Here is a 14,308-nt window from a genome sequence, read left to right as displayed (position 1 = left end):
TCTCCCTGCCGTCGGTGGGAGACCACGCTCTCCCCATGCCGCCTGCGTCGTCAACGGGCTCCGCTCACGACGGAAGGGTTCTTACTGGCCGGGTCCGTTCGCTGCGCGGGTCAGGCGCCCTCCACGGAACCGGGCGGAAGGAAGTCGACGTCGTGCTCGGCGGAGAGGCGCACGACCTCCTCGGGGTCGGTGAGGTTGTGCAGGTGGTCGAACAGCGCCGCGAGCTTTCCGGCCGGGCTCACCCAGAACAGGCCGCGGGTGGGCGCCTCGCTGCGGTTGTAGTAGGCGTGCGGGAGGTTGCGCGGCATGAGCACGGTGTCGCCCGGCCCCGCCGTCGTCCACTCGCCGTCCAGGTAGAGCGTGAACACGCCTTCCAGGATGTAGATGTGCTCGTCCTGGAGCGGGTGGACGTGCGGCGGCACGCCGGTGCCCGGCGGGTCGTAGGTCTCGAAGGCGAAGCTGGAGTCGCTCGCCGCCTTCATCCAGTACGTGTGGCCGAGAATGTTCCACACCTTCTTGCGCATCCCCTCCTTGGCGAGGGTGATGCCCTTGGGCAGCGGGCCGAGCACGATCTCGTCGCCGGTCATCATCGTCAGATCATCCCGCCGAATTCGGGCACGTCAATCCGCGATCCGAGAGACTGGTACACCTCGTGGAACGGGCTGGTGGGAGGAGAAGTGCGGCATCTGATCATCTGCTGCGACGGCACCTGGCAGGCTGCCGCGAGCGACAGCAACGTCGCCCGGCTGCACAGGGCACTCGCCGCGACGACCCGGACCGGCGTCGAGCAGAAGTGCCGGTACATCCAAGGGGTGGGCACGAGCGTCGCGTCTTGGCTGCCCGGTGGCCTGGCCGGAGCAGGCCTCTCGTCGAACATCATGGCCGCGTACGAGTGGCTGGTTCAGGTGTACCGACCGGGAGACCTCGTCGCGTTGTTCGGGTTCAGCCGGGGGGCCTACACGGCGCGCAGTCTCGCGGGGATGATCGGCCGTTGCGGACTGCTCGAAGCCACCGGGCCGACCGAGGTCAAGACCCGCGTGGCCCGCGTCTACCGCCGCTACCGCGAGCGGGTGAACGACCCGGACGACGTCACGTGGCACACCGGCCTGTCCTTCGTCTACGAGCCCGACGGCCCGGACCCGATCCCCGTCCACTTCATCGGGGTCTGGGACACGGTCGGTGCGCTCGGCATACCGGATCACCTCGACCTGTTCGACGGACTCGACCGCGACTACCACGAGTTCCACGACGTGGCGCTGGATCCGCAGATCCGGCACGCCCGGCACGCGGTCGCGCTGGACGAGTTGCGCGGCACGTTCGCGCCGACGCTCTGGTCCGACCCGGCTCCCGGCCAGGACGTCGAGCAGGTGTGGTTTCCCGGCGGTCACCTCGACGTCGGCGGCGGCTGGTACCCGAAGGGCCTCAGCGACGGGGCGCTGCTCTGGATGATGGACGAGGCCGAGTCGACTGTCGGAATCGAGTTCGACAGCCGGATGCGTGAGCGGTTCCGGGCAGAACCGCTCGCCGTATCGCCGCACCTGTTGCGCTACGCGGAGACGCTCACCTCGCCGCTCACCGAGTTCGGGTTCCAACCGTGGCCCCGAGCCACTCCACCGGTCCGCGCCGACGAGCCCGACCCGAACGTCCACGCATCCGCATACGCGCGACAGGCCGCCACGTCGTTGCCCGGCGGGCCGTACCGTCCGACGCGGACACTCGCCCCAGGTGGTTCGGCGACGGTCGACGTGCCGGCCACCGGCGGCTGGGCGGCGACGGGTCTGTGGCTCGAGCCCGGCACCTACACGTTCACGGCCGCGGGGAGCTGGAGCAGTGCGGGGACGTCGGTGGGCCCTGCCGGCGGCACCCGGCCGCGCACCCCCGTCAACCTGATCGGCTCGGCGATCGGCCGGGTGGAAGGGCTGATCCGGTCGGTGGTGAAGAACGACTCGCCGAGCGTCATCGGTGGCCGCAGGGAGCACGACCTGCCGTGGATGTCGCTGGTCGGGTACGTGGCCAACGAGATGCGCGACAAGTCGGGGCGGATCCGGCCCGGGTGCGGGCACGAGCGCATCCCGATCGGCGCCGGGACGACCCAGCGGATCGACCGGCCCGGCTACCTGTACGCCTTCGCGAACGAGGCGTGGGGGTACTACTGGAACAACCGAGGCAGCGTAGAGCTCACGGTGACCGCCGCCGGCTGACCCGCGGATAGGGTGCGGGCGTGGACTACACGCTCCTCGGGCTGGGGGTCGCCGTCATCGCGCTGGTGGCCGTGACCGCCTCGACCGGCCGGCGGGAGGCGGAGCGCCGGCAGATGCGGCGGCTGGCCCTCGTCGAGCGGAAGCTGGACGCGGTGCTCGACCACCTCGGCGTCGAGGTGCCCGAGCCGCATATGGAGCAGGTCGAGGTCCTGCTGGGGCAGGGCAAAACCATCCAGGCGATCAAGGCCTACCGCGAGGCCACCGGCGCAGATCTGCGGGAGGCCAAGGAGACGGTCGACCGGCTCGGCGGACGGGACTGACGCAGGAGCCGGGAACCTCACGCACACGGCCTTCAGGCTGCATCTGCAGCGAGGCACTCCAGGCTCAACTCAAGTCGGCGCACCGAGTCGGCGGATCAACTCCGCGGCTTCGTTTCCATGCGCGGCCACCACCCACAGGCGCTCCCAGAGCGCCGCCCGGTTCCGCCGTGAAGATCCTCGCCGAACACGCTGCGGCGCAGGACGGCCGCTGCCCACGCTGTCCAGCTGGAGCGCCGTCGTCCGGACGGATGAAGTCTCCGTGCACCCTGTCTCTGGCGGCACAAAGCGGCCGCGAAGCTGGGCGGAACGCCACCCGAGCGCCGATGAGCCAGTCCCGACATCCGCACCGACGCCCATGATCAGCAGAACTGGGACATAACGCTCATATGTGGGGGTTATGTCCCAGTTCCGGCGATCATCGAGGCCTCAGGCGGGCCAGCACGTCACCGGCCTGACCTGACCGGTGTCGGCCTATATGGGAGCACGCGGACTCGACGATCGCCGACCTCGACATCGACTCACCCGGCCATGTGCCCTGGTGGCCCGCCCCGAGGTGCAGCTGTTCAACATTCCGATTCACGTGCTCACCGAGACCAACCGGCACGCCGGCCACGCCGACATCCTGCGCGAACAACTTGACGGCGCAATACGAACGGATGCCGAGAGGCCGAACCTTCATGAGCGAGACGCAGACTTCCGGGCCAACCATCGCGCGAAGATCGAGCGCGCAGCCAAGAAGGCCAACCCGGGGGCCGATATTGGCTCGCATTACCAGTCAGGCGACTGACCTGCGTTCTACTCCTCCGGTTAGATCGGACTCGAACCAACAACTCTGCGAAGCAAGATCGACTGGTTTCTCGTTGTTGGGCAACTTCCCACGGCCCAGTGACCGCCCGGACGGCCCCGCCCGGGGAGCCAGATCACCGCCACCGTCTCTGGGTTATGAGAGTCAGGCGGAGGCCGTCCCGGTGTCTCAGGAGTACCGGCGGGAGCATCACGAGCTGCTGCGACTCGTCCCGACCGTCTCAGCCGGATCGGATGCGACTGGTCGCGACAGCTCGAACAGCCGTTCGCCTACTGCCGTAGTCCGTTCGGCGCGGAACCGCATACCTCGGTGGAAACCTCTCGTGTCGACGCGGAGCGTTGAAGTTGAATGCGGCTCGACCCCGCGGGCCGCCCTAGGAGACCCCTGAAAAATCGCGGTGTCGGTCCCGCTGGGTTCGTGATCGGGTTGGGACGATCGGTTGGTGCAGGGACGGGCTGATCCGCAGCGTGAGATCTTGGATGTGGAGTCGGTCGCGGGGCATCTGCTGCCGCAGGGTGGGGTGTTCGCGTTCCTGGCCGCGCACCGCCGCGAGTTGTTCCCGGACGAGATGTTCGTCGACCTGTTCGCCTCCGGTCGGGGGCGGCCGTCGATCCCGGCGGATGTGATCGCGGCGGCGATCGTGTTGCAGACCCTGCACGGGCTCTCGGACGGGGAGGCCGCGGAGGCGCTGACGTTTGATCTGCGGTGGAAGGCCGCGTGTGGGCTGGCGGTGACGGGGAAGGCGTTCCACCCGACGTCGTTGACCTACTGGCGGCGCCGGCTCGCGCGCTCGGATCGGCCGAATCGGATCTTCGACGCGGTCCGGCAGGTGGTGGCCGAGACCGGGACGTTGACCGGGAAGACTCGGCGGGCGTTGGACTCCACCGTGCTGGATGACGCGGTGGCCACCCAGGACACCATCACCCAGTTGATCGCCGCGGTCCGTCGGGTCGCCCGGGAGGTGCCCGGCGCCGCCGCCGTGATCGCGCAGCAGTGCCGGGCCCACGACTACACGCGGCCGGGGAAGCCGTCGATCGCCTGGGACGACCCGGCTGCCCGTGAGCAGCTGGTCGACGCCCTGGTCGGCGATGCGCACCGACTGTTGGGGCATCTGCCCGAGCAGGAACTCGGTGCGAAGGCGGCGGAGGCGGTGGCGTTGTTGGCGCTGGTCGCCGGGCAAGACGTGGAGCCGGTCGAGGACTCGGACGGCACCGACGGGCGGTGGCGGATCGCCCGTCGGGTGGCCCCGGATCGGGTGATCTCCACCGTCGATCCCGAGGCGCGGCATGCGCATAAGACCCGCTCGCGGCGCCAGGACGGCTACAAGGCGCATCTGGTGGTCGAACCCGAGACGGGGATCGTCACCGACGCCGCGCTGACCCCAGCCTCGGGGCCCGAGAACAGCGACGCCGCGGTCGGGATCGATCTGCTCGCCGGCACCGACGACCCGGCCGAGGTGCTGGCCGATTCCGCCTACGGCAGCGGGGAGATGCTCGACGCCGCGCAGCAGGGCGGGCACACCCCGATCATCAAGCCGTGGCCGCTGCGCCCCGCGGTCGAGGGCGGGTTCACCCTCGACGACTTCACCGTCGACGAGCACGCCGGCACCGTGACCTGCCCCAACGGCATCACCCGCTCGATGACCCGCACCCGGAACGTGATCTTCGGGGCGGCCTGCCGGGACTGCCCGCTACGCGCCCGCTGCACCACCTCGGCATCGGGAAGAACACTTCGGCTCCATCCTCACGACGCGCTCCAACGCACGCATCGACAACGCGCCCAAGACCCCGAGTTCCAGGCGAGCTACCGCCAGCACCGGCCGATGGTCGAACGCTCGATCGCCTGGCTGGTCGCCGGCGGGAACCGGCGACTGCGGTTCCGCGGAACCGCGCTCAACGACCTGTGGCTGCACCACCGCCTCGCCGCGCTCAACCTGCGCCGCCTGCTCACCCTCGGCCTCACCCGCACCGACGGGGCCTGGGCGATCGCCTAACCCGAACCGGGCTTGACCAGCCCCGCCCAGCCCTCCACGCTGACCCGCGACGGGCAGGGTGAGCTCGTAGTCACGCCCACGGGCGCTCGACTCCAACGCCGCAACGACGGCCCATTGAGAGACCCTGCCCGTCCCGCACCCATCGAGATCGGCTTTCTTCAGCGCCCTCCTAGAGGAGGTCCAGCGATGCGCTCCCCGAAGTACCTGGACGTCCCGCTTCTTCGCACGATGGCGGACTACTACGATATCCCCGTTCCGCATGACGCGCAGATTACGCGCAAGGTCGTAGAATCAACTGATCGCGGCGTCGGGTTCGATAAGGTCGCTAAAGGGCATCGTGACCGCACGGCGAGCGAAGAAGTGACTGAGATTTACCAGTCCGAATTGCGGCCGGTCAAGCTGTTCAATGACATCATCGATGAGCTGGTAGTCAGTGGCCGGGCTTGCGATCTGACGCAGGATCCGGGACAGCAGCTAATCCACCGCTCCCCGGTTCTTTTCGAGGGCGAACTGGAACTCGCGCCAGCAAGTGAGATCGGCGAGCTACTTGGGAAGTTCCTACCCTTGATGCTCGACGCGCTGGCTCGCGGGCAGACGGACTTTCGGCCTTCGAACGAGCAGCTGGCCCAGCAGTTCTTCCATGGTTCACACGAGTCAGTGCCGCAGGTGATGAAGGCGGAGGTAGAGGGCGCTTCCAGTGACTTCTACATGATCCTCAAGGCGGATCACTACCTGGACTCGTCGAGCGATGATCTCGTTGGCGACATGGCCATCTTCGGACTCGCAGAGCGCATCATTCGCGAAGGCTCCAGTTACTCGCTGGAGAAGTTCTTGGTGCCTGGCCTGAACCGCTCAATGCGGCGAATGATGGGCGCTGATGGCCTTGAGAAGATGATCAGCGGCGCTCCACAGATCGCCAATCGAACCGTCAGCGCAGAAGACCTAAACATTCGCGGGCCGGCTGTCCTGGTCAACGTTGCGGGTATCTTCACGTGAGCGCCCGTCCCGCGTCGTAGTAACCACCGCGCGCATTCCGTAACGAGGGGGCTTGGTGTGGCATCCCGTCGACCTGGCGTAGCCCGATCACGCCGCGGACGGAGGCCAACATCCCGCGAAGATCAGCCACCGTACCCCCGACCACGATGCCAGCCTTGCCCTCCGTCCGCGGCGTGATAGCCCTTGTGGAGGTCGACGGGATGCCACGCCCTCTCCCGGCCCACCTACTCATGTCCGCGTGCGCGCGCTGCTGTTCGCGGTGCCGCGGCCGGGTCCGCCCTTCCTGCCGGGCGCGCGGCGACGGGAACCGGCGGCCAGGCCGCACGCCCCGGCGCCGCATGGCACCCGGCATTCGACGCCGCCCGGCCGCGGCGCCGCCCGGCCGCGGCGCCGCCTTGAACAAGGAAGGGGACGCTGAACACAGACACCCAAGGACACGCCGTCCGACCAGGTCAAGCAATTGACCCGGGGTGGGCTCCTCCGGTTGGACTCGAACCAACAACCCTGCGAAACACGATCCACTACGTTCGTAGGTGCTGGTTATGTGCCGGTGTTCCCTATGAGCTGGGCAGGAATTCGGGCGCGATCGCCCGTTCATGTGCGTCTGTTGCCGACATCTGCTATTGAAAGGTGGGGGTAAAGCAGGGGCGCCCACCCTCGCGTCCTGACTACGGTCCTCGGCACGCACAGCCACCTGACGGGGACGTGGCACTGCGCACGAGATCGCGCGCAAGCCCTGCCCGACGAGCAACCGGCCCGGGCAGGCCACCCGCAGCCAACCAAGAGCACATCAGCGGTCTCGCCTGCCAAGCCGACCCGTATGCCTTGTGGTGAACACGTCAGCAACTGCCCGCAGGATTGCAGGACGATCCTGCGGTTCAGAGCCACGCAATGCAAGCCAGACGACGACAATCCGACTCAGCCCTGTGATCACACCCACGATTACCGCGACGGAACCGCCAACAGCAAGAAAGTAGCTCACCGTTCTGAGACCCCTCCGCTTCCTCCTGGTCGAGAGAGCGGATCCTCAACGGCCCTCAGCTCGACCAGCGCACGACTGGTTGAAGCTGAGGACCACGCTCCGGCGCGACGCGGATCTCAGGACTGGGGTGACGAACCCAACGAGCGCCTAGCGTTCCCTTCCGGCCGTCATCCGACGGTCCTTAATAAATCCCCTCACCCACCAGGAGCAGGGGCGGAGCGGGCCGCTGCCGGTGCGACGGCCAACTCTGCCGGCCTGGGAGCCCACGGACTTTCCTCCGAGACCCTCATGACAACCCCGCAGTTGCCAGGGCAGGTACTGATGACCACACCTGCTACGGCGCCGAGCGCGAGGCATACGGGTGCAAACACGGCATCCTCCATCACCGTGGTTCCGCTGCCCTGCGCATGACTGATCCAACTGCGCGGAGTCCAGTGAGAGAACGATGGCCTGGTTCTTCGACACCCGACCGGCTACGCCGCCCGTCGCCTGGGGCTGAGCGCACGTCAGGCAGCCGACCAGCTCGGGCACGCGAAGGTGTCGATGACGCAGGACAACTACTTGGGCCGGAAGGCCGCTCGGACGGGCGCAGCCGAGGTTCTGGCGATCTTCGATCGCAACTCAGTCGCCCTGAAAAGTGGGGGTAAAGCGGGGGATGATCTTGATTCGGAGTCCCAGTCAGGCGGCTGACCTGGGATGATGCTCCTCCGGTTGGACTCGAACCAACAACCCTGCGATTAACAGTCGCATGCTCTGCCAATTGAGCTACGGAGGACCGTACGGGTGCGGGGGCGCTGCCCCCGCTGGCAGGAGAAACCTTAGCGCACGGCCGCCGCGCGCCTGCGAACCCCCTCCCCATGGCCCTCCTCGTGCTTGTGCCCGTTCACCGCCTCCTCCACGCGGGCGCGGACGACGCCCGCGGCGCCCTGGACGGCGGGGTGGTCGGCGATGCGCTGGTAGGTGCGGCGCAGCTGCTCGTAGCGTTCGTGGCCGGCGCGGGCGCCCAGCACGTAACCGACGGCGGCACCCAGCAGGAACTTCACCATCTCGTCTCCCCGGATCGAGCCGTCCCCCGTCCGAACATGGTGCCCCAGCCGGGAGCGTCGAAACCGGACGATCGCTGATGGGTACGTTCGGCGCAGCGGGCGGGCGGAACCCGTCCGGTCTTGACACCTGACGGACATCACACCAGGGTCGCTTGGGTTTCTGTTCGGAAGTGTTGTCTTGTGTGCGAGTCACCCGACGAGAGGACGACGTGCTCCCCTTCCCCGGCATCGCGATGGGATGCGACTACAACCCCGAGCAGTGGGACCCCTCGGTGTGGCGCGAGGACGTGGCGCTGATGAAGGAAGCCGGGGTCGGGTTCGTCACGCTCGGGGTGTTCTCGTGGGCATGGCTCGAGCCCGCACCCGACGAGTACGACTTCGAGCGGTTCGACGAGGTCCTCGAGCTGCTGCACGCGAACGGGATCGCCGTCGACCTGGCCACGGCCACCGCCTCGCCGCCGCCGTGGCTCACGATGCGGCACCCGGAGGTGCTGCCGGTCGACGCCGAGGGGCGCACACTGTGGCAGGGCAGCCGGCAGTCCTGGTGTCCGAGCTCCCCGGTGTTCCGCGACCACGCGCTCCAGCTCGTCGGCGAGCTCGCCCGCCGGTACGGCAGCCACCCGGCCGTGAAGCTGTGGCACGTCAGCAACGAGCTGGGGTGCCACGTCGTCAGGTGCTACTGCGACGTGAGCGCCGCGGCGTTCCGGCGCTGGCTCGTGGGCCGCTACGGCTCGATCGAGAAGCTGAACGACGCGTGGGGCACGGCGTTCTGGTCGCAGCGCTACTCCTCGTTCGACGAGGTGCTGCCGCCCCGGCTCACGCCCACGATCACCAATCCGAGCCACGAGCTCGACTTCTCCCGCTTCTCGTCCGACGCGCTGCTGGACTACTACCGCGCGGAGCGCGACGTCCTGCGCCAGCTCTCGCCGGACGTGCCCGTCACCACGAACCTGATGGTCAACCCGCGGCAGTCGGGCACCGACTACTTCAGCTGGGCGCCGCAGCTCGACCTCGTCTCGCAGGACCACTACATCGACACCCGGCTGCCCCGCCCCCGGGCCGAGCAGGCGTTCAGCGACGACCTCACGCGGGGCGTGGCGGGCGGCGAGCCGTGGATGCTCATGGAGTCGGCCACGAGCGCGGTGAACTGGCAGCCGGTGAACCCGGCGAAGAAGCAGGGTGAGCTGCTGCTCGACTCGCTGCGCCACGTCGCCCGCGGCGCTGACACCGTCGGGTTCTTCCAGTGGCGCGCGTCGAAGGCGGGCGCCGAGAAGTACCACTCGGCACTGGTGCCGCACGCCGGGCCGGACTCGGCGCGCTTCCGCGAGGTCGTGGAGCTCGGCGCGGCGCTGCGGAAGCTCGGCGACGTGGCCGGGAGCCGGGTGGAGGCCGACGTCGCGCTCCTCGTCGACTGGGAGGCTTGGTGGGCCTGCGACCTGGGCTCCCACCCCAGCTGCAAGGTCCGCTACATGGACGCGGCGCTGCGCTGGCACCGCGCGGTCACCGAGCTGGGCGCCACGGCCGACGTCGTGCACCCCTCGGTCGACCTGTCGGGCTACAAGCTGGTGATCGTCCCGACGCTGTACCTGTGCACGGACGAGACGGCGGCCGCGCTGCGGGCGTACGTCGATGACGGGGGGCACGTCCTTGTCACGTACTTCTCCGGGATCGTCGACGAGCACGACCACGTCCGGCTCGGCGGCTACCCGGGAGCGTTCCGCGACCTGCTCGGCGTGCGCACCGAGGAGTTCGCGCCGCTCATGCCAGGGGTCACCGTCGCACTCGACGACGGGAGCACCGCCGACGTCTGGACCGAGCTCCTCGAAGCGCGCGACGCGGAGGTCGTCGCGAGCTACACCGACGGGCCGCTGCCCGGTACGCCCGCGCTCACCCGGCGTGCCGTCGGCGATGGCGCGGCCTGGTATCTCGCCACGTGGCTGGACGACGAGGCCACGGCCGCGCTCGCCGACCGGCTCACCCGCGAGGCGGGCGTCACGCGGCTGGAGGCGCCGCAGCCGGGCCTGGAGGTGGTGCGCCGCGGCCGGTACGTGTTCGTGCTCAACCGCGGCGACCTGCCGGCGAGCGTCCCGGCCACCGGCGTCGACCTGCTCACCGGTGACCGCGCCGACGGCGAGGTGCGCGTGGCGGCGGGCACCGCGGCCGTCGTCGAGTCTGACGAGGGCTGATGCTGGCCCGCCAGCGCCAGGAGCTGATACTCGACGCCGTGCGTGCCACGGGCGGTGTGCGGGTGTCGGAGCTGGTCGACCGGCTCGACGTCTCGGACATGACGGTGCGCCGCGACATCGACGAGCTCGCCCGGCGTGGGCTCGTCACCCGCGTGCACGGTGGCGCCACCGCAACGGGCGGTAGCGTCGAGGAACCCGGCTTCGCGGCCAAGTCGACGCTGCACATGGCCGCGAAACAGGCCATCGCCGAGGCGGCCGCCGCGCTCATCGAGCCGGGGGCGTCGGTGGCGCTGTCGGCGGGTACGACGACGCATGCGGTCGCGTCGGTGCTGCTGGGGATCCCGCGGCTCACGGTCGTCACGAACTCGCTGCGGGTGGCCGAGGTGCTGCACGCGGCGCCGCGCCCCGACCTCACGGTCGTGCTCACCGGCGGTGAGCGCACCCCGTCGGACGCGCTGGTCGGGCCGGTCGCGGTGGCGGCCCTGCGCGGGCTGCACGTCGACTGGTTGCTGATGGGGGTGCACGGGATGGACGTCGGTGCGGGCTTCACCAGCCCGAACCTGGCGGAGGCGGAGACGAACCGGGCGCTGCTCGACAGTGCCCGGCAGGTGGCCGTGGTGGCCGACAACTCGAAATGGGGAGTAGTGGGGTTGAGCACGATCGCGACCCTCGACGAGGCCGACGTCGTCGTGAGCGACGACGGCCTCGATCCGGAGGCCCGCCAGGTCCTGGAGCAGAGCTGCGGACGGCTGGTGCTGGCCGCATGAACATCCGGCGGACGACCGCCCTGATGGCCGACGGGCGCGAGCTGATCTACTTCGACGACGTCACGCCCGACCGCGTGCCGCCACCCGACACCCGTGACCTGCCGAAGGTGCAGACGGGGTCGATCATGCGTTACGACGTCCTGACCGGCGAGTGGGTGGCGATCGCGGCGCACCGCCAGGACCGCACGTTCCTCCCGCCTGCCGACGCGTGCCCGCTGTGCCCGACTCGGCCCGGCCGCGCGCCGTCGGAGATCCCGGCATCGGACTACGACGTGGTGGTGTTCGAGAACCGCTTCCCGTCGTTCGCCCAGGACGTCGCCACCGACGTTCCGCCCGAGGTGGACGGTGACCCCCTGTGGCCGCAGCGCCCTGCGGTCGGGCGGTGCGAGGTCGTCTGCTTCACCAGCGACCACAACTCCTCGTTCGGCGCGCTGCCCGTGGAGCGGGTGCGCACGGTGATCGAGGCGTGGGCCGACCGCACGGCCGCGCTGTCGGCGATGCCCGGCGTGGAGCAGGTGTTCCCGTTCGAGAACCGCGGCACCGAGATCGGCGTGACCCTCGAGCACCCGCACGGGCAGATCTACGCCTACCCGTTCGTCACCCCGCGCACCGCCCAGCTGCTGAACCGGGCGGCCGAGCACCGCCAGCGCACCGGCCGGGACCTTCACGACGACGTGCTGGCCGCCGAGCGCAAGGCCGGCACCCGCGTCGTCCGCGAGAGCACGCATTTCACGGTCTTCGTGCCCGCCGCGGCGCGCTGGCCGGTGGAGGCGCACCTCGTGCCGCACCGGCCCGTCCGCGACTTCGCCGACCTCGCCGATGAGGAGCGCGCCGAGCTGGCGGAGCTGTACCGCGACCTGCTGCACCGGTTCGAGGTGTACTTCGACGAGGCGCCGCACCCGCCGTACATCGCGGGCTGGCACCAGGCGCCCGTGCACACCGGGCGCGATCTCACCCGGCTGCACCTGCGGCTGTTCTCGCTGCGCCGCGCGCCCGGGAAGCTCAAGTACCTCGCCGGTTCGGAGTCGGGGGCCGGCGCCTGGATCAACGACGCGCTGCCGGAGCGGATCGCCCAGCGGCTGCGGGAGGTCGGATCGTGAGTACGTTCGCGGAGCTCTTCGGACGCGAGCCGGACGGCCGCTGGGCCGGACCGGGCCGGGTCAACCTGATCGGCGAGCACGTCGACTACGCCGACGGCCTGTGCCTGCCGTTCGCGATCGCGCAGCGCACCATCGTCGAGGTCGCGAAGCGGGACGACGACCGGCTCCGGCTGCGCAGCCTCTCGGAGGAAGGCGGGTTCGACGGCGAGCTCACCGACGTCGGGCCGGGCCGGCCCGACGGCTGGTCGGGCTACGTCGCCGGGGTGCTGTGGGCGCTGCGGCAGGCCGGCCACGCGGTCGGCGGGATCGACCTGCTGGTCACCGACAGCGTGCCGCTCGGATCGGGGCTCTCCTCGTCCGCGGCGCTCGAGTGCGGGGCGGCCCTCGCCGTCGACGACCTGTTCGGGCTGGGCCTCGGCAGCTCGGCCGATGGCCGGAAGGTGCTCGTCGACGCGTGCCGCCGCGCGGAGAACGATGTGGTCGGCGCCCAGACCGGCGGCATGGACCAGGCGGCGTCGCTGCTCGGGACGGCGGGGCACGCGCTGCTGCTCGACACCCACGACGAGTCGACGCGCCAGGTCCCGTTCGCCCCGGCGGAGTACGGGCTCACCCTGCTCGTCATCGACACCAAGGTGCGGCACAGCCACGCCGACAACGAGTACGGCGCCCGCCGCGCCTCCGTGGAGAAGGCTGCGGACGCGCTCGGCAGGCCCAGTCTGCGTGAGGCCACCCTCGAGGACCTCGCCGCACTCGACGCCGACCTGCTCCCCCGCGCCCGGCACATCGTCACCGAGATCGACCGGGTGCGCCGCACGGTCGCATTGCTGGATGCCGGCCGGCTCGCCGAGATCGGCCCGCTGCTCGACGCCTCCCACGCCTCGCTCGCCGGGGACTACGAGGTGTCCTGCACCGAGCTCGACCTGGCCTGCTCCACGGCCAGGGCCGCGGGCGCCCTCGGCGCCCGGATGACCGGCGGCGGGTTCGGCGGCTCCGCCATCGCACTCGTGCCGGCGGACGGCGCCGACACGGTGTCGGGAGCGGTACGGGCGGCGTTCGCGTCGGCCGGCTACCGCGAACCGGACATCCGCGCCACCGAGCCGTCCGCGGGCGCCGAGCGGGTGGGGTGAATTCCACTCCGACAACGCTTGAGAAGGTTCGCGCCCGGGTATTCCGACAAATCATCCGGCAGTTGATGGTTGGAGGAAAAATGACCATCACCGGCATCATCAGTGCACTACTCGTCGGAATCGTCATCGGCGCACTCGGCCGGCTGGTCGTACCGGGCAAGCAGCACATTCCGATCTGGCTCACGATCGTGGTCGGGATCGTGGCGGCGTTCATCGGCACCGCCATCGCCAGGGCGCTCGGCATCCCGACGGTGACGGGCGGGATCGACTGGCTGGAGCTCATCGTGCAGGTGGTGGTCGCGGCCATCGGCGTGGCTCTGGTGGCAGGCATGTACGGACGGCGTCGATCCCGGTTCGGTCTCAGGGGCTGACCACGCCGAGCGTGCGTCCGGGTCGCGTACGGCCCGGACGCACCCTTTTCTCACCGGTCCGACCGGTCGAGCGCCTCCTCGACGGTCGCGTACACCGGTCCGAGCGCGTGCACCGCGGCGGTCGACAGATGCATCCACGCCAGGCCGGAAGCGACGAACCGCAGGTCGATGTCCGCCCGCTCCGCGCGCTCTCCCACGCACCACAGGCTCTCCGCGCCGGCCCGGTCGACGAACGTGAGCCCGGACAGGTCGAGGACGAGGACGGCCGGGACCAGCGCCAGCTGCTCGATGACCGCGTCCCGCGCAGCGGCGGCGGAGTCGCAGGTGAGCGCTCCCCGCATGCGCAGCACCCTGGCCTGCCCGTGCCGAGCGAGCCTCATGGTCAATCCGGCGCCGGCCGCCGTCGCGGTCGCG

13 protein-coding genes and 1 tRNA gene are annotated in these 14,308 nt (G+C 69.9%); 10 read left to right on the top strand and 4 right to left on the bottom strand.

Going from position 1 to position 14,308, the window contains the following annotated elements; genetic code table 11:
* Nucleotides 1-110 precede the first annotated feature (110 nt).
* On the bottom strand, nucleotides 111-590 hold the full coding sequence (locus K1T35_RS13225) for a cupin domain-containing protein (RefSeq protein WP_255621843.1): 480 nt from the start codon (nucleotides 588-590) through the stop codon (nucleotides 111-113).
* Between the two features lie 87 nt (nucleotides 591-677).
* Here K1T35_RS13225 and K1T35_RS13220 point away from each other — a divergent pair, with 87 nt between their 5' ends.
* The 5 genes from K1T35_RS13220 to K1T35_RS13200 all read left to right on the top strand — a co-directional run bounded on the left by K1T35_RS13220 (nucleotide 678) and on the right by K1T35_RS13200 (nucleotide 6,315).
* On the top strand, nucleotides 678-2,201 hold the full coding sequence (locus tag K1T35_RS13220) for a DUF2235 domain-containing protein (protein WP_220260461.1): 1,524 nt from the start codon (nucleotides 678-680) through the stop codon (nucleotides 2,199-2,201).
* 20 nt (nucleotides 2,202-2,221) lie between these two features.
* Nucleotides 2,222-2,521 (top strand): hypothetical protein, encoded by a 300-nt coding sequence (locus tag K1T35_RS13215; RefSeq protein ID WP_220260460.1) that lies wholly within the window; start codon nucleotides 2,222-2,224, stop codon nucleotides 2,519-2,521.
* A 538-nt stretch (nucleotides 2,522-3,059) separates the two neighbouring features.
* Nucleotides 3,060-3,308 carry a DUF664 domain-containing protein gene (locus tag K1T35_RS13210; RefSeq protein WP_255621842.1) on the top strand — a complete coding sequence of 83 codons (249 nt, stop codon included), beginning with the start codon at nucleotides 3,060-3,062 and terminating at the stop codon, nucleotides 3,306-3,308.
* A 460-nt stretch (nucleotides 3,309-3,768) separates the two neighbouring features.
* Nucleotides 3,769-5,319, top strand: coding sequence for an IS1182 family transposase (locus K1T35_RS13205; protein WP_220254237.1), 1,551 nt, complete (start codon nucleotides 3,769-3,771; stop codon nucleotides 5,317-5,319).
* Nucleotides 5,320-5,505: 186 nt separating this feature from the next.
* On the top strand, nucleotides 5,506-6,315 hold the full coding sequence (locus K1T35_RS13200; RefSeq protein ID WP_220260459.1) for a hypothetical protein: 810 nt from the start codon (nucleotides 5,506-5,508) through the stop codon (nucleotides 6,313-6,315).
* Nucleotides 6,316-7,999: 1,684 nt separating this feature from the next.
* On the opposite strand, the gene K1T35_RS13195 is transcribed toward K1T35_RS13200, so the two are convergent.
* Together K1T35_RS13195 and K1T35_RS13190 are read right to left on the bottom strand one after the other, a co-directional pair.
* Nucleotides 8,000-8,072 (bottom strand) — tRNA-Asn (locus tag K1T35_RS13195).
* Nucleotides 8,073-8,115: 43 nt separating this feature from the next.
* Nucleotides 8,116-8,343 carry a hypothetical protein gene (locus K1T35_RS13190; protein ID WP_220260458.1) on the bottom strand — a complete coding sequence of 76 codons (228 nt, stop codon included), beginning with the start codon at nucleotides 8,341-8,343 and terminating at the stop codon, nucleotides 8,116-8,118.
* A gap of 209 nt (nucleotides 8,344-8,552) precedes the next feature.
* Between K1T35_RS13190 and K1T35_RS13185 the strand changes: the two genes are divergently transcribed.
* The 5 genes from K1T35_RS13185 (at nucleotide 8,553) to K1T35_RS13165 (ending at nucleotide 13,894) form a co-directional block, all read left to right on the top strand.
* Complete coding sequence (locus tag K1T35_RS13185; RefSeq protein WP_255621841.1) at nucleotides 8,553-10,529, top strand: beta-galactosidase; 1,977 nt, start codon at nucleotides 8,553-8,555, stop codon at nucleotides 10,527-10,529.
* Nucleotides 10,529-11,296 carry a DeoR/GlpR family DNA-binding transcription regulator gene (locus K1T35_RS13180; protein WP_220260457.1) on the top strand — a complete coding sequence of 256 codons (768 nt, stop codon included), beginning with the start codon at nucleotides 10,529-10,531 and terminating at the stop codon, nucleotides 11,294-11,296. Before K1T35_RS13185 ends, K1T35_RS13180 begins: the two co-directional genes overlap by 1 nt.
* Nucleotides 11,297-11,298: 2 nt before the next feature.
* A complete protein-coding gene (galT, locus tag K1T35_RS13175) occupies nucleotides 11,299-12,396 on the top strand; it encodes a galactose-1-phosphate uridylyltransferase (RefSeq protein ID WP_220262568.1) in 1,098 nt (365 codons plus the stop codon).
* The gene (gene galK / locus K1T35_RS13170; protein ID WP_255621839.1) at nucleotides 12,393-13,523 is read left to right on the top strand and encodes a galactokinase; all 1,131 of its coding nucleotides are present in this window, start codon (nucleotides 12,393-12,395) and stop codon (nucleotides 13,521-13,523) included. Before galT ends, galK begins: the two co-directional genes overlap by 4 nt.
* An 80-nt stretch (nucleotides 13,524-13,603) precedes the next feature.
* Complete coding sequence (locus K1T35_RS13165; protein WP_220262567.1) at nucleotides 13,604-13,894, top strand: GlsB/YeaQ/YmgE family stress response membrane protein; 291 nt, start codon at nucleotides 13,604-13,606, stop codon at nucleotides 13,892-13,894.
* A 50-nt stretch (nucleotides 13,895-13,944) separates the two neighbouring features.
* Here the strand turns inward: K1T35_RS13165 and K1T35_RS13160 are convergent, their stop codons facing one another.
* Entirely contained in the window at nucleotides 13,945-14,274 is a 330-nt protein-coding gene (locus K1T35_RS13160; protein ID WP_220260456.1) for an STAS domain-containing protein, read from the bottom strand.
* Between the last annotated feature and the right edge of the window lie 34 nt (nucleotides 14,275-14,308).

The organism is Pseudonocardia sp. DSM 110487, assembly GCF_019468565.1.
Lineage (GTDB): Bacteria > Actinomycetota > Actinomycetes > Mycobacteriales > Pseudonocardiaceae > Pseudonocardia.
This window is presented reverse-complemented; position numbering and strand designations above follow the sequence as displayed.